The organism is Pseudochrobactrum saccharolyticum (genome assembly GCF_008801715.1).
GTDB classification, from domain to species: Bacteria; Pseudomonadota; Alphaproteobacteria; order Rhizobiales; family Rhizobiaceae; genus Pseudochrobactrum; species Pseudochrobactrum saccharolyticum.
Genome location: NZ_VZPG01000004.1, coordinates 332,081 through 350,926, shown reverse-complemented (window position 1 = coordinate 350,926; position 18,846 = coordinate 332,081). Strand labels below are relative to the sequence as shown.

The 18,846-nt window shown below is 51.4% G+C and carries 18 protein-coding genes; 13 read left to right on the top strand and 5 right to left on the bottom strand.

What is annotated here, in order from left to right; translation table 11 throughout:
• The first annotated feature begins 91 nt into the window (after positions 1–91).
• The 7 genes from F7P81_RS13885 to F7P81_RS13855 all read left to right on the top strand — a co-directional run bounded on the left by F7P81_RS13885 (position 92) and on the right by F7P81_RS13855 (position 7,595).
• A complete protein-coding gene (locus tag F7P81_RS13885) occupies positions 92–730 on the top strand; it encodes an outer membrane protein (protein WP_151159969.1) in 639 nt (212 codons plus the stop codon).
• 375 nt (positions 731–1,105) lie between these two features.
• Complete coding sequence (locus tag F7P81_RS13880) at positions 1,106–2,170, top strand: dipeptidase (RefSeq protein ID WP_151159966.1); 1,065 nt, start codon at positions 1,106–1,108, stop codon at positions 2,168–2,170.
• Between the two features lie 205 nt (positions 2,171–2,375).
• On the top strand, positions 2,376–3,998 hold the full coding sequence (locus F7P81_RS13875; RefSeq protein WP_022710894.1) for an ABC transporter substrate-binding protein: 1,623 nt from the start codon (positions 2,376–2,378) through the stop codon (positions 3,996–3,998).
• A 6-nt stretch (positions 3,999–4,004) separates the two neighbouring features.
• A complete protein-coding gene (locus F7P81_RS13870; RefSeq protein ID WP_022710893.1) occupies positions 4,005–5,069 on the top strand; it encodes an ABC transporter permease in 1,065 nt (354 codons plus the stop codon).
• Positions 5,066–5,995 (top strand): ABC transporter permease, encoded by a 930-nt coding sequence (locus F7P81_RS13865; protein ID WP_022710892.1) that lies wholly within the window; start codon positions 5,066–5,068, stop codon positions 5,993–5,995. Before F7P81_RS13870 ends, F7P81_RS13865 begins: the two co-directional genes overlap by 4 nt.
• Positions 5,992–6,828, top strand: a complete 837-nt coding sequence (locus tag F7P81_RS13860; protein WP_022710891.1) for an ABC transporter ATP-binding protein — start codon at positions 5,992–5,994, stop codon at positions 6,826–6,828. The genes F7P81_RS13865 and F7P81_RS13860 overlap by 4 nt, the downstream gene beginning before the upstream one ends.
• A complete protein-coding gene (locus F7P81_RS13855; RefSeq protein WP_151159964.1) occupies positions 6,825–7,595 on the top strand; it encodes an ABC transporter ATP-binding protein in 771 nt (256 codons plus the stop codon). The genes F7P81_RS13860 and F7P81_RS13855 overlap by 4 nt, the downstream gene beginning before the upstream one ends.
• Before the next feature lie 216 nt (positions 7,596–7,811).
• On the opposite strand, the gene F7P81_RS13850 is transcribed toward F7P81_RS13855, so the two are convergent.
• From F7P81_RS13850 to F7P81_RS13840, 3 genes are all read right to left on the bottom strand, one after another.
• On the bottom strand, positions 7,812–8,300 hold the full coding sequence (locus tag F7P81_RS13850) for a hypothetical protein (RefSeq protein WP_246176130.1): 489 nt from the start codon (positions 8,298–8,300) through the stop codon (positions 7,812–7,814).
• A 171-nt stretch (positions 8,301–8,471) separates the two neighbouring features.
• On the bottom strand, positions 8,472–9,302 hold the full coding sequence (locus F7P81_RS13845) for an alpha/beta hydrolase (RefSeq protein ID WP_151160024.1): 831 nt from the start codon (positions 9,300–9,302) through the stop codon (positions 8,472–8,474).
• 193 nt (positions 9,303–9,495) lie between these two features.
• The gene (locus F7P81_RS13840) at positions 9,496–10,038 is read right to left on the bottom strand and encodes a flavin reductase family protein (protein ID WP_022709840.1); all 543 of its coding nucleotides are present in this window, start codon (positions 10,036–10,038) and stop codon (positions 9,496–9,498) included.
• Between the two features lie 479 nt (positions 10,039–10,517).
• Between F7P81_RS13840 and F7P81_RS13835 the strand changes: the two genes are divergently transcribed.
• Positions 10,518–11,588: an ABC transporter substrate-binding protein gene (locus F7P81_RS13835; RefSeq protein WP_170265287.1), complete on the top strand. Its 1,071-nt coding sequence runs from the start codon at positions 10,518–10,520 to the stop codon at positions 11,586–11,588.
• Positions 11,589–11,625: 37 nt separating this feature from the next.
• On the top strand, positions 11,626–12,675 hold the full coding sequence (locus F7P81_RS13830) for a P1 family peptidase (protein WP_151159960.1): 1,050 nt from the start codon (positions 11,626–11,628) through the stop codon (positions 12,673–12,675).
• Between the two features lie 62 nt (positions 12,676–12,737).
• On the opposite strand, the gene F7P81_RS13825 is transcribed toward F7P81_RS13830, so the two are convergent.
• Complete coding sequence (locus tag F7P81_RS13825) at positions 12,738–13,190, bottom strand: tellurite resistance TerB family protein (RefSeq protein ID WP_075656273.1); 453 nt, start codon at positions 13,188–13,190, stop codon at positions 12,738–12,740.
• 359 nt (positions 13,191–13,549) lie between these two features.
• On the opposite strand from F7P81_RS13825, the gene F7P81_RS13820 reads away from it, so the two are divergent.
• Positions 13,550–14,335: a TSUP family transporter gene (locus F7P81_RS13820; RefSeq protein WP_151159958.1), complete on the top strand. Its 786-nt coding sequence runs from the start codon at positions 13,550–13,552 to the stop codon at positions 14,333–14,335.
• On the opposite strand, the gene F7P81_RS13815 is transcribed toward F7P81_RS13820, so the two are convergent.
• Positions 14,332–14,760, bottom strand: a complete 429-nt coding sequence (locus F7P81_RS13815) for an EamA family transporter (protein ID WP_022709845.1) — start codon at positions 14,758–14,760, stop codon at positions 14,332–14,334. The genes F7P81_RS13820 and F7P81_RS13815 overlap by 4 nt on opposite strands.
• An 850-nt stretch (positions 14,761–15,610) precedes the next feature.
• Here F7P81_RS13815 and F7P81_RS13810 point away from each other — a divergent pair.
• From F7P81_RS13810 to F7P81_RS13800, 3 genes are all read left to right on the top strand, one after another.
• The gene (locus tag F7P81_RS13810) at positions 15,611–16,621 is read left to right on the top strand and encodes an ABC transporter substrate-binding protein (protein ID WP_022709846.1); all 1,011 of its coding nucleotides are present in this window, start codon (positions 15,611–15,613) and stop codon (positions 16,619–16,621) included.
• 227 nt (positions 16,622–16,848) lie between these two features.
• On the top strand, positions 16,849–17,739 hold the full coding sequence (locus tag F7P81_RS13805) for an ABC transporter permease (RefSeq protein WP_075656271.1): 891 nt from the start codon (positions 16,849–16,851) through the stop codon (positions 17,737–17,739).
• Entirely contained in the window at positions 17,729–18,784 is a 1,056-nt protein-coding gene (locus F7P81_RS13800; protein WP_246176129.1) for a quaternary amine ABC transporter ATP-binding protein, read from the top strand. The genes F7P81_RS13805 and F7P81_RS13800 overlap by 11 nt, the downstream gene beginning before the upstream one ends.
• The last annotated feature ends 62 nt before the right edge of the window (positions 18,785–18,846 follow it).

The following is an 18,846-nucleotide window of genomic DNA, read 5'->3' as shown; positions in this document are numbered from 1 at the left end:
GGCATAACCGGCTCAAAGGCGCAAGACTAAAAAGACTCGGGCGCCAGACAAATTTCAAGATTGCCTCACATGGCAAATACGGAGCCGGACTATGCGTCACTTTACACTTATCAGCACAGCAGCACTCGCGCTGGCACTTACACAGGCTTCTGCTTTCGCAGCAGATTCCTTCAATAATGACTATAACTACAATGACAGCTCATCGAGCTATGATGCGCCTGCGACATGGGAAGGTAACTATGTCGGCGCGCATCTCGGCACCACTTCTTCCAAAACACCAAGCCCGTTCTCCAGCCGTACTTCGGCAATGGGCGGTATCGTCGCCGGTAAGAACTTCCAGTCCGGCAACTTCGTTTATGGTGGTGAAGTCGAAGGCAACTTCGGTGAAGCGGAACATAAAATTCAGGATGGCGGCCGTCTGCAGCAGTCATGGAGCGGTGTAGCCAAGGTGAAAGCCGGTTATGCCATGGACAAGACTCTGGTTTACGGTACTGTCGGTTATGGCCTAACCCGCTTTAAGCCAAAAGACAATGTTACATCCGGCAGCAAATGGGCTGGCGGCGTACAGATGGGCGTTGGTGTTGAGCAGCAACTCTCCGGCCCGTTCTCTGTCAAAGCAGAATATAACTATATGCGTCACAATGGCGTAAAAACCAGCGTGAATGACACACGTTATGAAAACAATCTCAAGACCCACACTCTGAAAGCCGGTGTTAATTACCGCTTCTGATTCTTGAGTATTTGAACAAACCAAACCAAAGCGCCGTATTTTCTTAAATACGGCGCTTTTTTCATATTTTTAGATTTTTTGCTAAAATACATTGATTTTATTATAAAAAACAAAAGCTTGAATAAGCGTATCCATTCTGAATATGGTTTGTTTTTTCAGCATAGGTTTATGCAAATTTTGCATTCCCCCACCTGATTAATGTCAGGATAATAACTTTTTCGATGCATTTTCCTCTTTGTCTTCGTCATTTTCACTGCTTTTTTATACGCGCCTTTGAGCTGCCTCAACCGGTCAACAGCTTGATCGTGCCCCGCAGCTTGACTTGAACAGGCTCCCTGATTTTAAAGTTAAGCTGAGGAAATTGGGAATTTAATCATGCAAGCAGTTTTTGACGGCCATAATGATGTGCTGCTTCGTCTTTGGGAGAACCGTAATAAAGGCGAAGATCCGGTAAAGGAATTTATCGAAGGAACCACGCAGGGTCATATTGATCTGCCACGCTCCCGCAAAGGCGGCCTTGCCGGCGGCCTCTGCGCGATTTACATTCCCAACCCTGCTACCGGCGAAACAATTTTTGACGAACCGGACAGCAATGGTCATTACGACACGCCGCTTGCTGCCCCGCTTGACCGCACCTATTCCTTCGACATCGCCAGCGAATTTATCGACATCGCCTATAAGCTTGAACGCGCAGGCGGATGGAAAATCTGCCGAACCGGTCAGGATATCGACAATGCCATTGCAGACGGTGACTTTGCAGCCGTTCTGCATATGGAAGGTTGTGAAGCGCTCGACAAGGATCTGAAGGCACTGGAACTGTTCTATCAGGCCGGTTTGCGCTCGCTCGGCCCTGTCTGGAGCCGCCATAATATTTTCGGCCACGGCGTACCGTTCTCCTATCCGATGAGCCCTGATACCGCACCGGGACTGACCGATGCCGGTAAAGAGCTGATTAAGGCCTGCAACAGCCTCGGCATCCTGATCGACCTGTCGCATATCACTGAAAAAGGCTTCTGGGATGTGGCCAAACTCAGCAATCAGCCTTTGATTGCCAGCCATTCCAATGCCCATGCCCTGACACCGGTTGCACGCAACCTCACCGACAAACAGCTGGATGCAATTGCCGAGAGCAATGGTCTGGTCGGCCTGAACTATGTCACCACCATGCTGCGCGCAGATGGTCAGGTGAATACGGCCACACCGATGAGCGATATGGTGCGCCATATTGATTATCTGGTGAAGAAAGTCGGCATCGATGGTGTGGCGCTCGGCTCGGATTATGACGGCGGCCCGATACCGGAAGGTATTACGGATGCTGCGGGTACACAAAATCTCGTTCAGGCGCTGCGGGAAGCGGGCTATGGCGAGGATGATCTTGCAAAAATCTGTCGTGAAAACTGGCTGCGTGTGCTGCGCTCTGCCTGGCATGAACACCACTGAGCAATCATAAAAAAGCACAAAAACAATCAGTTGACGACAAGTGTCAGCCTCCTTGCGGAGTCCTGCCATTCAATCATATGATAGATAAAAATCTTTCTGCCGGATTAGCTCGGCAGAAAGAAAATAACACGGTGCGATACACGTGTTTTCAGTATCGCAGGCACGTTGAACGGCCAATCATTTGGGATGAAATATGGGGTATATAATGATTAAAAAATCCAACGGGATTAAAACATTAAATCGTTTTGGTTATCTCGCAGCCACCGCCGCTCTGGGCGTATTTGTCAGCGCAGCAGCAGTGCAGGCCGCAACACCGGCCGATACGCTGGTTCTGGGCTGGACATTCGATGACATGATTACGCTGGATCCGGCGGAATCCTTCGAGCTCTCCACCGGCGAAATCCTCGGCAACACCTATGACCGCCTGCTGCGTCTCGACCCGAATGATGCATCCAAGGTCATCGGCGACGTTGCGGAAAGCTGGGAAGTTTCCGAAGACGGCCTGACCTATACTTTCAAAATCCGTGAAGGCCAGAAGTTCGCCTCCGGCAACCCGCTGACAGCTGAAGATGTGGCCTACTCGCTCATCCGTGCTGTTAAAATTGACAAGAGCCCGTCTTTCATCCTCACCCAGTTCGGTTTCAAGCCGGATAATGTGGAAGAGAAGATCAAGGCAACTGATGCCAATACACTGGTTATCACTGTTGACCAGTCCTATGCGCCAAGCTTCGTGCTGAACTGCCTGACCGCTGACGTGGCCTCGGTTGTTGACAAGAAACTGGTTGAAGAAAACGCCAAAGACGGCGATTACGGCTATGGCTGGCTGAAGACCAATTATGCCGGTTCAGGCCCGATGATTGTCCGCGACTGGCGCGCCAATGAAATCGTTGTTCTGGAACGCAATGACAATTACCGTGGCGACAAATCCCCGCTGAAACGCGCGATTTACCGCTATGTCAAGGAAAGCGCGACCCAGCGTCTGATGCTTGAAAAAGGCGATATCGACGTAGCGCGTAACCTTGAGCCGGGCGACATTGATGCGATTGCCAAGACCGAAGGCGTTTCGCTGGCATCCGCACCAAAGGGCACTGTTTATTACTTCAGCCTCAACCAGAAAAACGAAACTCTGGCCAAGCCTGAAGTGCGTGAAGCTCTGAAATATCTCGTTGATTACAGCGCGATTGAATCAACACTGATTAAACATATCGGTGTTCAGCACCAGACATTCCTGCCAAAGGGTCTGCTCGGCGCGTCGGATGAAAAACCGTACAAGCTCGACGTAGCCAAGGCTAAGGAATTGCTGGAGAAAGCCGGTCTGAAAGACGGTTTCAACATCACCATGGATGTGCGTTCCAGCCAGCCAGTCACCGGTATTGCTGAATCCATTCAGCAGACTTTTGCTCAGGCCGGTATCAAGATGGAAATCATTCCGGGCGACGGCAAACAGACCCTGACCAAATATCGTGCCCGCAAGCATGATCTCTATATCGGTCAGTGGGGCACAGACTACTGGGATCCGAACACCAATGCGGACACCTTTGCCAGCAATCCTGACAATAAAGACGATGCATCGGCCAAAACACTGGCATGGCGCAACGCGTGGGATATTCCTGAGCTGACCAAGGAAACCAAAGCTGCTGTTCTGGAACGCGACACTGAGAAGCGTACACAGATGTATATGGACCTGCAGAAGAAACTGCTTGATGACGGTCCGTTTGTCATTCTGTTCCAGCAGACTGAAGTTGCCGCTTACCGCAATAATGTCGAAAACTACAAGCTGGGCGTGACCTTCACCACCAACTCTGTCTACGACGTATCGAAGAAATAATACGGTATGAGTGTAACCACTATTACAGCATCCGGGCGCAAAAACGCCCGGATCAGCAAATGGGCTCTCGGGATCGGGAGCTTCTTGCTGGTCGTCATCACAACCTATCTCGGTCTGCTGGCTGTGACCTTCTTCATTGGTCGCGTCATTCCGATTGATCCGGTTCTTGCAATTCTCGGTGACCGCGCACCGGCTCATGTTATTGAGCGCACCCGCGAAGAGTTAGGATTAAATCTGCCGATCTGGCAGCAATTCATTATTTATGTTCAAAAAGCCCTGTCCGGTGATTTCGGCATGTCGGTTCTGACCTCCAATCCGGTTATGACTGACATCAAGCGCGTTTTCCCTGCAACAATGGAACTGGCAACCATCGGCACGCTGATCGGCGCTGTCTTCGGCATTCCGCTCGGTGTGCTCGCGGCTGTAAAGCGCGGCAGCTTCATCGATCAGCTGGTGCGCGTTATCGGTCTGTTCGGTTATTCCGTTCCGATCTTCTGGCTCGGCATGATCTGTCTGCTGATTTTCTACGCCAAGCTTGGCTGGGTTGCAGGTCCGGGTCGTATTGATGTGGCCTATGAATATACCTTCACGCCGATCACCGGTCTTTATATGCTGGATGCGATTATTCAGCGCCAGTGGGATGCGCTGGGGAATATTCTCTCGCATATCATTCTGCCTGCCTCGCTGCTCGGTTATTTCTCTCTGGCCTATATCAGCCGCATGACCCGTTCTTTCATGCTCAATGAACTGGATCAGGAATATATCGTTGCAGCGCGTGCAAAGGGCTTAAGCGAAACCAAGATCATCTGGGGTCATGCCCTGCGCAATGCGGCCGTACCGCTTGTGACTGTGATTGCCCTGTCCTATGCCGGTATGCTGGAAGGCTCGGTTCTGACTGAAACCGTGTTCTCATGGCCGGGTCTTGGTCTGTACATCACCAATTCTCTGCAAAGCGCTGATATGAATGCTGTTCTCGGCGGCACCATTATCATCGGCTCTGTGTTTATTGCCCTTAATCTGCTTTCCGATCTGCTCTATCGGACACTCGACCCACGGACGCGCGCACGATGAGTGAGACAACACTTCCAAAAGAAACATGGCGGGAATGGCTGCTCACTGAGCGTCCGCAATCCCGTGCACAAGCCAAACTCGGCCGTTCCTACATGATCTGGCGCCGTTTTACCGCGAATAAACTTGCGGTACTCGGCCTGATTATCATCGGTCTGCTGGTATTCGTGGCTGCCTTTGCACCATGGCTGGCACCGCATTCACCGGTTTCCGGTGATCTGGCCAATTCACGCCTGCTGCCAATGGGCTCACCGGGCTATCTGCTGGGTACAGACGATCAGGGGCGCGATATTCTCTCCCGTCTGATCTACGGCTCCCGCTGGACGCTCTATGTTGTGCTGCTGGTGGCTATCCTGTCGGCTCCTGTCGGTCTTCTGGTCGGCACTGTAGCCGGTTATGCCGGTGGCTGGGTTGATGCGCTGCTAATGCGTATTACCGATATTTTCCTTGCTTTTCCGAAGCTCATTCTGGCGCTCGCTTTTGTTGCGGCTCTGGGACCCGGCATTGAAAATGCAGTTATCGCGATTGCGATTACCTCATGGCCGCCTTATGCCCGTATTGCCCGTGCAGAAACACTGACATTACGCAATTCGGACTATATTTCAGCTGTGAAGCTGATGGGCGCATCCCCTGCCCGTATCGTCATCCGTCATATTATGCCGCTCTGCCTGTCCTCGCTGATCGTTCGTGTGACGCTGGATATGGCCGGTATTATTCTGACTGCTGCCGGTCTTGGCTTCCTGGGTCTCGGTGCTCAGCCGCCACTGCCTGAATGGGGTGCAATGATTGCTTCCGGCCGTCGTTTCATTCTCGACCAGTGGTGGGTAGCCGCTGTACCGGGCATGGCCATTCTCATTGTCAGCCTTGGCTTCAACCTGCTTGGTGACGGCCTGCGTGACGCTCTTGATCCGCGAGGCAACAACCAATGAGTGATAAGCTGCTTTATGTTGACGATCTGCGGGTATCATTCCCTACCCGCACCGGCTCGATTGAGGCTGTTCGCGGCGTGTCTTTCACGCTGGGACGTGAGCGTCTGGGCATTGTGGGTGAATCCGGCTCGGGTAAATCCCAGACCGGCCGCGCCATCATGGGGCTGACACCGCCCCATGCAAAAATCACAGCCAAGCGTCTGGAATTTGATGGTATTGATCTGCTCGGCATCTCTGCAAAAGAACGCCGTGCTTTGCGCGGCAGCCGCGTGGCCATGGTTCTGCAGGATCCGAAATATTCGCTCAATCCTGTTATGACCATTGGTCGCCAGATTATTGAGACGCTTTCGGCTCATGCACCGGTCAAAAAATCCGAAGCCCGTCAGAAGGCTCTGGAAATGCTGGAAGCGGTACAGATCCGTGATCCGGAGCGCGTTTTTGATCTCTATCCGCACGAAGTATCCGGCGGTATGGGACAGCGCGTAATGATCGCGATGATGCTGATTGCCCAGCCTGAACTGCTGATTGCCGATGAGCCGACTTCGGCTCTCGACGTCACCGTTCAGCTTGAAGTGCTTGGTATTCTCGACAAGCTGGTGGCAGACCGCGGAATGGGGCTGATCTTTATCAGCCACGATCTGCGTTTGGTTTCCTCCTTCTGCGACCGCGTTATCGTGATGTATGCCGGTCGTATTGTTGAGGAAATTGCCGCAAGCGATCTGGCCAATGCAAAACATCCATATACTCAGGGGCTTCTGAACTGCATGCCTAAGATCGGCGCCGACCGTCATCCGCTGCCAACCCTGCAACGTCAGGCGGAGTGGAGCGTATGACCGGTACCAGTACAAAAACATCTGCCAATCCGGCATTGTTCATTGAAAATCTCAATGTCTTGTTCAATGACTTCCACGCGTTGAAAGATGCGTCGATCACGGTTGCTAATGGCTCCTCCTTTGGTCTGGTCGGTGAATCCGGTTCGGGCAAGTCCACACTGCTGCGCGCAGTTGCAGGACTGGCACCAACCTCTTCCGGCAAGATTGAGGTCAACGGCAAGCCAATACCAAACCCGCGTGACAAGGCCTTCTATAACACGGTACAGATGGTGTTTCAGGATCCTTACGGTTCCCTTCACCCGCGCCAGACTGTAGATCGCCTCTTGCTTGAGCCATTGGCTATCCACGGCATCAAAGACACGGAGAAGCGTATTGTCCGAGCATTGGATGAAGTAGGCTTGGGCTCCGGCTTCCGCTTCCGCTATCCGCACCAGCTTTCCGGTGGTCAGCGTCAGCGTATTGCGATTGCACGCGCCCTCATCGTCGAGCCGAGCATTCTGCTGCTGGATGAACCGACTTCCGCACTTGATGCTTCCGTTCAGGCGGAAGTGCTCAACCTGCTGGAGCAAATCCGCCGCGACCGTAAACTGACCTTCGTTATGGTCAGTCACGATCTCGCAGTTATCACCCATATGTGTGATGAGCTGGCGGTAATGCAGAACGGTACGATTGTTGAGAAACTCAAAGCTGATGATCTCGCTAAGGGCAATCTGAAAGAAGACTATACACGCAATCTGATGGTTGCCAGTGAAGGCTTCAAACGCTGATTTCCTGACATCATTAAAAATCAGGCCGCGTGTCCCTCGACCGCGGCCTTTTTCTTTATCTACACAATGATTTCAGATGGTTAGCACCACTATCGGAATCATTTTCTCAAACAAAAAAGCCGCTCTGTATTAAGAGCGGCCTTTTTGTAATTCTCAGCCTATAAAATGTTAGAGCGACCTTTGTGCGCCCGGGAGGGCGCACGGCGCTCTAAAAAATCAGCTGGCTTTTTTCTGTTTTGTTGCGGCTTTTTTCGCAGGTGCAGCCTTGGCAGGCGTTGCTGCAGGCGCTTTAGCAGCTGCTTCATTGGCTGCGCGCTGATCGGCACTCATCGGGCTGGTATCAACAACCGAACGCACAGTGCCGTTGGCGCTGATTGTGCAGCGTGCATCACGGGAATCCACTTTCAGGATCACATCCGTATTGCCACCGCCGCCCGGACGGCTGTCTACAGCAGTAACCACGCGCTCCGGAATATAGTAGCGGTTAGCCGCTGCTGTAATGCACGGATTTGCCAGTTCAGGCGCTACATTGCTGCGCACGAATTGCGGGAAGCTCGGCATTTGCGAAGCAACCGGAACCGGTGCCTGTGCAGCAGCCGTTATCGGAGCCGGAGTTGTGTTGGATGTTGTGGTACAGGCGGCAACCAGCGGAGCAAACATTGCCAGAAGTACAAAACGTTTTGCGGAACCTGTGCTGGTGCGCATACCATGCCTCATTCATAAAACAGATGTTATTACTGTGAAATCGTCACTTTTTTCTGAGCCGAACCTATTCGCTTTTTCCCAAATGTCGAGTGGCAGCACAGTCACACTGACCAACAATCCTTCATGCTCCACAGTCAAAATGCCCTGTACTGACATTATCCGCAGCAGATTTTATGGCGCCTTGCTAACCAGCCAGTTCAATGCCACCCGCCAGTCTGTCATGCGGATCGGCGTACCGTGATTGCCGCTTTCATAACGATGCATCACCACCGGATATCCGCCCTTTGTTTTGCGCAAAGACCGGTAAAAAGCTTCCTGACTGTCAATCGCAAAAACCGGATCACGACTACCATGGCTTAGGAAAACCGGAACCTTGCGTTTAAACGCAACGCTCTTGCGGAACTGGTCATCCCAGAGGGAGCCAAGCAGTGCCAGCCCGTCAATCTGCTGCGCCGCAGTTGCATCCGCAGTCAATTGCCAGCACAGCACACCACCCGCTGAACCGCAGGTGACAATCACCTTGGCACGTGGTGCCTGCTGCTTCATGGCAGCAATCAAACCGGAAATTTCTGAAGTTCCCTTGGCTGCGAAATCCGAAAAATCCGGAGCAAGATAAACACCGCCGCCCTGCACCACCAGATTTTTAAGCCGGTTAAAATTACCGCCAAATGTAAAGTCATTCACACCCTGATGGCGGTTGCCGCCTTTACCATGGAGATAGAGCACAATCATGGAGGTCTGCGGTGTCAATTTGCCGACCTGATAGGTTTTCACCACGCCCGCTGCAGTCGGCACAGCGACATCCTTCTGCTGCGCCCGTATTTTCAGCGAGACATATTTATCCTGCACCCGCTTCTCTACAATGGTGTCGCGCCCGTTAATGTCGCGCATTTCATTATAATCGAGGATGAGATAATTGCCGCCATCGGCGCTTTTCAGCACGGTCTGTGCAGAAAACAAGTCATCTTTGAAAGGTTGTAACTGCGGTTGCGCATGAGCCATACCAGCGCAGAATAATCCCGCAGCCAGAACCAGCGCCCCCGCAGGCCGCAATGAAATTCCCAAAACTCCCACTGCAATCTCCCTTTGCAGCCTCCCCTTTAGTCCTTGAGCATTCTCATAATAAAAATACCCGCGCGCAGAGTGCTGCGCACGGGCTTTTTTGTCAAACCAAGTCTCGTTTAATTAACAGGCTTCAGATTTTGAGCTGATGATAGGAGCGGTTGAGATAAACCAGCGCTTCATTGCCCTCGGCCTGCGACTGTTCCGCAGAAATCTGCCGCAAGGCCAGCACTTCCCCGAACAGAACATGATGCGTGGCATGATCCTGACGCGAGATGATCTTACAATCGAGACTTGCCAGCGCGCCTTTGAGAACCGGCGAGCCTGTTGCCATGACATCCCACTCAGCCAAGGCAAAACGCTCTTCCATGGTCAGGTGATTGCGGCCGGCAAAAGCCTCCGCGAGATCTTTTTGCCCCGCATGAAGCACATTGAAAGCAAAAACACCGTTTTCAATGAACATCAGATTATCGGTATGCACACGCTGCAGGCAGATCAGAATAGTCGCCGGATTATCCGATACGGAACAACCGGCAGAAAGCGTCAGAGCACGGCGTCCGGCCGGACCGTCAGTCGTCACAATGTTCACAGCACCGGCAAACTGGCTCATCGCATTGCGATAGTTCAGCGGATCCACAGCCTGATTTGTCGTCACAATAGACTTTACCATATTCATTTATATCGCTCTGCCAGTGCACCACTATAAAATGCGCATAAGATTTCAACACCCTCTTACACGTCCGGTGCCCACTTTACAGTACCAACTCTTCAATTTTAGCAATCAAATGACAGTGAGGACTGTCGTTTAACTCTATAAAAGCAGAATTCTAAAGACGGCAACAGAAAATCAGCACAGTTACGTAGGTGTGGCCGGAACAAGTTTAAGTATCTGAATCAAAAAGCGGCTGACACAAGCGAAAATGGTGATTTTTGAGCATCCGCACGGAGCGTACTTAATGTATGTGAGTACGGAAGCGGAGAAAATTGCCATTTGCAGCCAAGTCAGGCGGTTTTGGATCAGATACTAAGCCATTGCAAGCAGATGCAGAACACTCTACCTCTGAGGGCAGAATTTTCTTATCAAGGTTGAACCCGCATCTCATGAGACTTGCCGCCACGCTTTACTGTCTTTGTACCGGACTATCAGCGCTGACCATGAGCACTGCTCACGGCCAGACACAGGCTGATAATTCTCCCCTGCAAATCGGTATTGTTGCCCCTTTTGAAGGGCCTTATGCCACGCTGGCAAAACAGATCATGCTTGGTGCGGAAGCGGCCAAAATACAAAACCAATATCCGGTCAGCCTTGTCTATATGCAGGAATATTGCAAAGCGGATCAGGATGCAGCCACAGCTGAGAAACTCAGACAGGCCAAAGTCAAAGTCGTTATCGGCTATTTGTGCAGTGAATCGCTGGAAGGTGCGGCACCGGTACTGGCGCGAGACGGCATAGCCATTCTCAGCCTCGGCAGTCGCCAGCCAACAATTCTTGAGCAGGAAACCAGACAGAGTTTTGGTATTTTCCGGTTGCAGCCGGATCGTAAGCTCGCAACGGCAGTTCTCGCTGATAAGCTCGCCCCCCTCTGGCGCACCGCTCCTTTTGCTTTGATTGAAGACGGAACCGTTCAGGGTCGTGACTTTGCGCGCGATGCTCTATTGGCGTTCAAATCCCGCGGCCTTGAACCGGCATTGACCGACACTTACCGTCCGGCACAAACCTCGCAAAATGCTTTAATCTCACGGCTGAAACGTGCGGGTATCAACCATATTCTGCTCGGCGGTGAAGGAGATGATGCTTCAGTCATTGCCCGCAGTGCAGCAGCTGCCAACTGGCCTTTGACAATAGCAGGCAGCGAAACATTTCTGCGCGTTGATCCGCAAAACCCGTTGCCAGCAGGACTGCTGATGAGTGCCATTCCTGAAGCCATTACACAGGCTTCGGCAGAAAGTGCAGTTAAAGCCATTACCGCTATGGCTGAAAAGCAACCGGATACGCAGGATATGAAGGCTGATGGTTATGCATTAGAGGCCTATAGCGCCCTGCAAATTGCCGCACAGATCCTGACCGATCCGTCAGAAACGCAAAAAACCGCTGCCGAGCTTTTATACTCAACCCGTTTTGAAACAGCCGGTGGCACCATCAGCTTTACACCTGCAGGTTTGCGGCAGGAAAATCCCTACCGGCTGATGCGCTTTAACGGCAAGGATTTTGAACCGGTGCAATAAAATCAAAAATGGGAAAACCAAAATAGGGGGACAGAAAATGACAAAGCCGCTGAGCCACAGCCACAACACCACTGTTTCCGGCCCGCGAAATCTGATTACCGATGTGGCGGGGCTGCGGGTTGGCAATGCGCAGGACGAGCATATCAAAACCGGCGTCACAACTATTCTCTGCGACCGCGAAACCACCGCTGCGGTGCAAGTGCTGGGCGGCGCGCCCGGAGCACGGGAAACCGATCTGCTGGAGCCCCATAATACCGTGCAAAGCGTGAATGCGATTGTGCTTTCCGGCGGTTCGGCATTCGGTCTCGATTCTGCCTCCGGCGTGCAGGCTTACTTACGCGAGAGAAAAATCGGTTTTGAAGCGGCAGGGCATCATATTCCGATTGTCCCCTCTGCCATTCTTTTTGACATGCATAATGGCGGCAATAAAGACTGGGGGCGTTACCCGCCCTATCGCGAGCTTGGCTATCTGGCAGCGGAAAATGCGGCAGAAGACTTTGAACTCGGCAGTTATGGTGCCGGTGCCGGTGCTCTGGTCGCCGGTTTCAAAGGCGGGCTTGGCTCCGCCTCTCACAGACCACCGAATGGCATGACCATGGGCGCACTGGTTGCCGTCAATGCTGTCGGCTCTGTCACTGTCGGCGATACAAAGCACTTCTGGGCTGCACCATTTGAGCAGGATAATGAGTTCGGTGGGATTGGTTACCCCTCACCTATGCCTGCAAATGCAACAGACCTGCGCATCAAATTCCGTGACAACGGCACGGCATTACCACCTGCCGCGAATACTACCATCGGCACCATTGCCACCGATGCGGTTCTAACAAAAGCGCAGGCCAAGCGTCTGGCAATTGCTGCTCATGACGGTTACTCCCGCGCGATCTGGCCTGCACATACACCTTTTGACGGTGATCTGATCTTTGCACTCGCCACCGGTGCCAGCGGCATTGAACCCTCGGTTGAAGATTTCATTGATCTTTGTGCCGCTGCGGCTTCAACCATGGCACGCGCTGTGGCACGCGGAGTTTATCATGCTGCACCGAGAGAAAATGACCTGTCCTCGTGCTGGAGTTTGAGCGGAGAATAAATAAAAAGCGCGCCGGTCGGGGCGCTCTTTCTTTGTTGATTACCCCGCTTGAGTGAGTGTGCTTAATCTTCAACCTGTCCGCTGTTCTGGCGGCGTTCAAACAGTTCTTCCGGTGTAACATTCAGCTGCTCAACCACACGGGCAATCAATGCACTTTCCGCCGGATGAATTTCATTATCCGCTTTTGCAATGGTCAGCAGATGTCCGACAAGCGACTGACGGCGTTCCGGCACCATTTCACTGAACAAAGCGGCAGCCTGTGTACTGGTCGTCTCATAGGAGAAGGTTTTCAGATAATCTGCCACTTCAGGCAGTTCTTCCGGCTTGATATCAAAATCATGCTGCATGATGCGCAATAATGCATTCATTTCAGCCTGATTTTTCTGTCCGTCAGCAAAAACCAACCGCACCAGCAGCAGCAATTCGGAGACCAGAGCCGGATCCTCCGACAGGCGCTGCACAGCAGTCTTCTTGCTCAGATAAGCGCTGATACGCTCAAAAATCGTTTCACTCATCATCGTCCCCGAAAAACGCAAGTCTTTTAAGAAATGCAGTGTTGGCAAGACTGCGGCCAAATGACAAGCCCTGCCTTGCAACTCTTTAGAAATAAGACAAGCATTGAGCATAATTTCTTAAACCTGGATCAGTTTAAGGTAGAATTATGCTCTGCTTTAAAGGTGTTAGAGCGACCTGTGTGCGCCCAAACAGGCGCACGGCGCTCTAAGTAAACAATCCCGTTATTGTTCTGTCCCATCTTGCACCTCTATCCGGCAGTCTTTATGAATTGCTCCCAACATAAAAGCCCGCCGCCTGCTTTGCCCCTCTCCGCAAGACCCGCTGCACAGTTCTAAACGGTTCCCCCATGTTCGCGTCTATGACCGCCTCCATTGATTCCCTGCTTCTGCTGCTCGCTCTTGCCGGTTTTATTGCCGGATTTATTGACGCGATTGCAGGCGGCGGTGGTATGATTACCGTTCCGGCGCTGATGCTGGCCGGTATTCCCCCTGTTGAGGCACTGGGCACCAACAAGTTGCAATCGCTGTTCGGCTCATCTTCCGCAACCCTGTCCTATGCGCGCAAAGGCCATGTCAATATCAAAGAGCAATTGCCGCAAGCTTTAATGTCCGGTCTCGGTGCTGTGCTTGGTGCCCTGCTGGCCACTTATATTCCAGGTGATTTTCTCTATGGCTTGCTGCCAATTCTGTTGATCGCTATCGCCATTTACTTCGCCCTGAAACCGAATGCAGGCGATGTCAGCCGCGTTCAGCGTATGAAGCCGTTTCTCTTCGGTGTAACCATCGTGCCGCTGATCGGTTTTTATGACGGCTTGTTTGGCCCCGGCACCGGTTCGTTCTTCATGCTGTGCTTTGTGTCGCTGGCAGGCTATGGCCTGCTCAAAGCAACTGCACACACAAAATTACTGAACTTTGCCTCGAATTTCGGCAGCTTCCTGACCTTTTTGGCTTTCGGTGCGATTAACTGGAAAATCGGTCTGGTGATGGGTATCGCCCAAATGTTCGGCGCCACAGCCGGTGCCCATCTGGCAATGCGTGTCGGCGCAGGTCTCATCAAGCCATTGCTGATTATCACTTGTATCCTGCTGACAATCCGCCTGCTGATGGAGCCAAGCAATCCGCTGCGTCTCTGGATCGGGTTTTAAACTTTTAAGGTCAGCAGAATAACGCCGCCTGCGATCATCACCACACCGGCCCAGTTTATCGCGGAGAGCTTTTCGCCGAGAAAAACCACACCGAAAATTGCCACCATAATGATTGAGAGCTTGTCTACCGGCGCAACCCGCGCGGCATCCCCGATTTTAAGCGCACGAAAATAAGCGATCCATGACGCACCGGTTGCCAGCCCTGACAGAACCAGAAACAACCAGCTCTTTGCCGAAATATCAGATGTTTTCTGCCATTGCCCGCTGATTGTGAGAAACAGGCACAAGGCTGCGATAATCACCAATGTACGGATAAAGGTCGCAAAATCCGAATTAATTCCGGCAATACCCAGCTTGGCAAAAATTGCTGTCAGTGCCGCAAATGCAGCTGATACCAGCGCCCAGAATTGCCAGCTTTCCGTCATTTTCTGTTCCTTAACTTTATCTTCTGCGTTTCTTGTAAATAATCTTCTGAGTTTTCAGATGCTACTAACAATAATGGTCACGCAGCCCATTATTTAATGTATTGCACAATAGAAATAATCTGCATCCCGAGAGAAAAACAATCAAAAAAATTGCATATTTACCACCCGTTAAACTCTTGATAACCGAACGGTAACGATGTGTGTTTAAAAGAGTGGATAAGAGACATTTATGTCTCCCGCTCCGGATCAGGTACTGCGTACCGGAGTTGTATTTTATCTGCCGCGTTGAGTGAGGCAGATAAGCCAAGCGTATTTTGGCAATCACCGCGCAAGCTTAAAAGCGATAGCGCGGTTTTTGCCGTATCTGCTCTCTATGCGCAGCCGCAGCCAAGCCTGCACCTGTATTTTCCCAGCTCTAAATTCTGATAAATCTGCTCCGCCTGTTATGCCAGAGCGAGTTTTTTTCGCGCCTGTAGTACAGGCTGCCTACGGCTTCCAAAAACCTCTTTACTATCAAAGTGATACTTAAAATTACTCAAAGTATAATATCACTATTTTTATCTGATTTTACACTAACCTAAATATTACCCACAAAATCTTCCTGACAAAATAGGTCACATTTTTAAAACTGAAGCACTCCATTTCTCTTCTGTCACAAAACAACTGACAGCAGCAAAGTTTTTCACTCTTTAAATAGGAATGTCGCTAATTCGTTACAGATCGTCGTTGTGAAGCCGCACAGTTTGCTGCTTAGAATATTGCATATCATTATAAAAAATTAACTGTCTCCGGCACCGGTACCACCGGAAGACAGATAACAACCGGTACCACGGGGAATAGGAGAACACATATGAAGAGGCTCTTTGCTTCAACTATTCTGGCCGCCGGTCTTTTGACGGCTTCCGGTATGATGTCTGTGTCTGCACAAGCTGCCGAATGCGGTGAAGTCACCATTTCCAATATGAACTGGCAGTCCGCAGAACTGCTTTCCAATCTTGATAAAATCATTCTCACCGCAGGCTATGGCTGTAATGCGGAGATCGTTGTCGGCGATACAGTACCGACCATCACATCCATGGTAGAAAAAGGTCAGCCGGATATTGCTCCGGAAGGCTGGGTCGATCTACTACCCGATATTGTTAAAAAAGGTTTTGATGACGGCAAAATTATTGCCGTGTCCGAGTCCCTGCCCGATGGCGGTGAACAGGGCTGGTGGATTCCAAAATATATTGCCGACAAAAACCCTGACATTAAAACCTTCGACGATTTGCTGAAACATCCTGATCTGTTTCCCGATCCGGAAAACCCGTCTAAGGGCGCTATTTATAATGGTGCACCGGGTTGGGGCGGCACGGTTGTTACCAGCCAGTTCTACAAGGCTTTTGAATTTGAAAAGGCCGGTTTCAACCTGATCGATACCGGATCCGCAGCAGGTCTGGACGGCGCTATCGCCAAAGCCAATGAGCGCAAAGAGCCGATTGCTGCCTTCTATTGGGCACCAACCGCCCTGCTCGGCAAATATGAAATGGTCATGCTGAAAACCGGCTATGACATTGATGAAGCTGAATGGAAACGCTGCAACACAGTGCTCGACTGTCCAGATCCGAAGAAAAACGGCTGGCCGAAAGATCGTGTGCAAACACTGGTCACCAAGAAATTCTCTGATCGCGCAGGCCCTGCCCTCGATTATCTGAAAAACCGGTCATGGTCGAATGAAACGCTGAACAAGCTGCTCGCATGGATGACCGACAATCAGGCAACCGGTGAACAGGCTGCCGTTCACTTCCTGAAAACACAGGAAGATATGTGGACGAAGTGGGTTCCGGCAGATGTTGCTGAGAAAGTGAAAGCTGCGATCTGATCCTTAGAGCATGTCGCGCTCAAATGAATTCATTTGAGCTACCGCGAACATGCGACAATGAAAAGAATCTAGAGCGAGCGCTATGATCCAATCTGGATGTAAACCGCTCTAGTCACTGATTTTTATCAGTAACAAAGCCTCTTCAAAAATCCCTGTCCGGCCTCATCATGCCGGACAGGGAGTGTTTAAAAAATTGAATGAGTTGCAAATCGGAGAACAGACGCTTCATGGACTGGCTGTACCGCTTTCCCAATCTCGACAATGCGACACTTACCAATCTCAAAAAAGCCATTGACGAGACATTCCGCAGCTTCACCCGTGCCTACGGGGATGCCATTGAGGGCTTTTTCAACCCGCTGCAATATTTTCTGATTCAGGCAGAACGCTTTATGACAGGCACACCTTGGCCGGTTATATTACTGCTCATTGCCGCAATCGCATGGTTCTCCAGCCGCAGCATCAAAATCACCATCGGCTCTGTCATCACTTTGTTTATCATCGGCTATCTCGGCATGTGGGATGATACGATGAAGACAATCTCGATGATTTTTGTCTGTACGGTTATCGCCATTCTCGTCGGCATCCCGACCGGCATTCTGATGGCCAAATCCAACCGGCTGCAAAGTGTCATCAGCCCTGTGCTGGATATTATGCAGACCATGCCAAGCTTTGTTTATCTCATTCCGGTGGTGATGCTGCTTGGTATCGGTCGCGTACCGGGGCTGATTGCCGTGGTTATCTACGCCATTCCGCCGATTATCCGCCTGACCAATCTCGGTATACGGCAGGTTGACCGTGACGTGCTGGAGGCGGCAGATGCTTTCGGCTCATCCCCGTGGCAAAAGCTCAAAAATGTACAGCTACCGCTGGCGCTGCCAACTATTATGGCGGGTATCAACCAGACAATCATGATGGCGCTGGCCATGGTGGTGATTGCCTCGATGATCGGCGTGCAGGGGCTGGGACAGCCGGTGCTTAAAGCCATTTCCAACCAGTATTTCACTTTGGGTATTTTCAACGGCATGGCCATTGTCGGTATTGCCATTATTTTTGACCGCATCAGTCAGGCCTATGGCGCACGGTTGCAGAAACATCTGGAGATCACGCATGGCCAATAATCCGTCTGTATCGACGGCTGAGACACCTGCAGCCGGCATCTCCATCCGCAATCTCTACAAAATCTTCGGTCATGATCCGAAAGCCTATGTGCAGCTTGTCAGAGAAGGCATGACCAAAGCAGAACTGAATGACAAGCATGGGCATATTCTGGGGCTGCGCGACATTAATATTGATATGCCTGCGGGTTGTATTCAGGTGGTGATGGGCTTGTCCGGCTCCGGCAAATCCACCCTTATCCGCCATATCAACCGGCTGATTGACCCGACCAGCGGTGAACTTCTGGTCGGTGACGAAGATGTGGTCACCATGTCGCCTGCGCAATTGCGCGCATTCCGGCGGCACAAAACCGCGATGGTGTTTCAGAAATTTGCGCTATTGCCACATCGCACAGTTTTGGAAAACACCGTCTACGGGCTGGAGATACAAGGGGTGCCGCGTGCCAGACAGCTGGAAGAAGCCCATCGCTGGATTAAACGCGTCGGCCTGAAAGGCTTTGAGGAGAAATATCCGAACCAGCTTTCCGGCGGAATGCAGCAGCGCGTGGGACTTGCCCGTGCGCTGACCAATGATGCACCGATCCTGCTGATGGATGAAGCCTTTTCCGCGCTTGATCCGCTGATCCGCGTGGATATGCAATCTGTGCTGCTCGACCTGCAAAAAGAGATCAAAAAGACCATTGTATTTATCACGCATGATCTGGATGAGGCTTTGCGGCTGGGCGACCGGATTGCCATTTTGCGTGACGGTGAAATTATTCAGCAAGGCACAGGTCAGGATATCGTGCTTCATCCGGCAGATGCTTATATTGAAAGCTTTGTGCAGGAGGTCAATCGCGGGCGGGTTATCCGTGTGGATACGATTATGACACCCCCGCAAGGTGCGGACACCAATCTGCCGGTGATCCGTTTTGATACGCTGCTGGAAGAGGCAATGCGCAAGCTCGTGGATGAAAAAACTGAACAGGTCAATGTGTGCTGCGAAAAAGGCATCATCATCGGCCAGACATCTGTCAGTTCGGTTATGGCTGCGATGATACGCCGTTAAACTTTAGAGACTTAACTAGAGCGGTTTACGTCCAGATTGGATCATAGCGCTCGCGTCTCAAT

What these genes read in the sequence shown, in the direction of transcription:
- F7P81_RS13885 (WP_151159969.1), top strand. Translation starts at nt 92, where the DNA reads ATGCGTCACTTTACACTTATCAGCACAGCAGCACTCGCGCTGGCACTT.
- F7P81_RS13880 (WP_151159966.1), top strand. Translation starts at nt 1,106, where the DNA reads ATGCAAGCAGTTTTTGACGGCCATAATGATGTGCTGCTTCGTCTTTGG.
- F7P81_RS13875 (WP_022710894.1), top strand. Translation starts at nt 2,376, where the DNA reads ATGATTAAAAAATCCAACGGGATTAAAACATTAAATCGTTTTGGTTAT.
- F7P81_RS13870 (WP_022710893.1), top strand. Translation starts at nt 4,005, where the DNA reads ATGAGTGTAACCACTATTACAGCATCCGGGCGCAAAAACGCCCGGATC.
- F7P81_RS13865 (WP_022710892.1), top strand. Translation starts at nt 5,066, where the DNA reads ATGAGTGAGACAACACTTCCAAAAGAAACATGGCGGGAATGGCTGCTC.
- F7P81_RS13860 (WP_022710891.1), top strand. Translation starts at nt 5,992, where the DNA reads ATGAGTGATAAGCTGCTTTATGTTGACGATCTGCGGGTATCATTCCCT.
- F7P81_RS13855 (WP_151159964.1), top strand. Translation starts at nt 6,825, where the DNA reads ATGACCGGTACCAGTACAAAAACATCTGCCAATCCGGCATTGTTCATT.
- F7P81_RS13850 (WP_246176130.1), bottom strand. Translation starts at nt 8,300, where the DNA reads ATGCGCACCAGCACAGGTTCCGCAAAACGTTTTGTACTTCTGGCAATG.
- F7P81_RS13845 (WP_151160024.1), bottom strand. Translation starts at nt 9,302, where the DNA reads ATGGCTCATGCGCAACCGCAGTTACAACCTTTCAAAGATGACTTGTTT.
- F7P81_RS13840 (WP_022709840.1), bottom strand. Translation starts at nt 10,038, where the DNA reads ATGAATATGGTAAAGTCTATTGTGACGACAAATCAGGCTGTGGATCCG.
- F7P81_RS13835 (WP_170265287.1), top strand. Translation starts at nt 10,518, where the DNA reads ATGAGCACTGCTCACGGCCAGACACAGGCTGATAATTCTCCCCTGCAA.
- F7P81_RS13830 (WP_151159960.1), top strand. Translation starts at nt 11,626, where the DNA reads ATGACAAAGCCGCTGAGCCACAGCCACAACACCACTGTTTCCGGCCCG.
- F7P81_RS13825 (WP_075656273.1), bottom strand. Translation starts at nt 13,190, where the DNA reads ATGAGTGAAACGATTTTTGAGCGTATCAGCGCTTATCTGAGCAAGAAG.
- F7P81_RS13820 (WP_151159958.1), top strand. Translation starts at nt 13,550, where the DNA reads ATGACCGCCTCCATTGATTCCCTGCTTCTGCTGCTCGCTCTTGCCGGT.
- F7P81_RS13815 (WP_022709845.1), bottom strand. Translation starts at nt 14,760, where the DNA reads ATGACGGAAAGCTGGCAATTCTGGGCGCTGGTATCAGCTGCATTTGCG.
- F7P81_RS13810 (WP_022709846.1), top strand. Translation starts at nt 15,611, where the DNA reads ATGAAGAGGCTCTTTGCTTCAACTATTCTGGCCGCCGGTCTTTTGACG.
- F7P81_RS13805 (WP_075656271.1), top strand. Translation starts at nt 16,849, where the DNA reads ATGGACTGGCTGTACCGCTTTCCCAATCTCGACAATGCGACACTTACC.
- F7P81_RS13800 (WP_246176129.1), top strand. Translation starts at nt 17,729, where the DNA reads ATGGCCAATAATCCGTCTGTATCGACGGCTGAGACACCTGCAGCCGGC.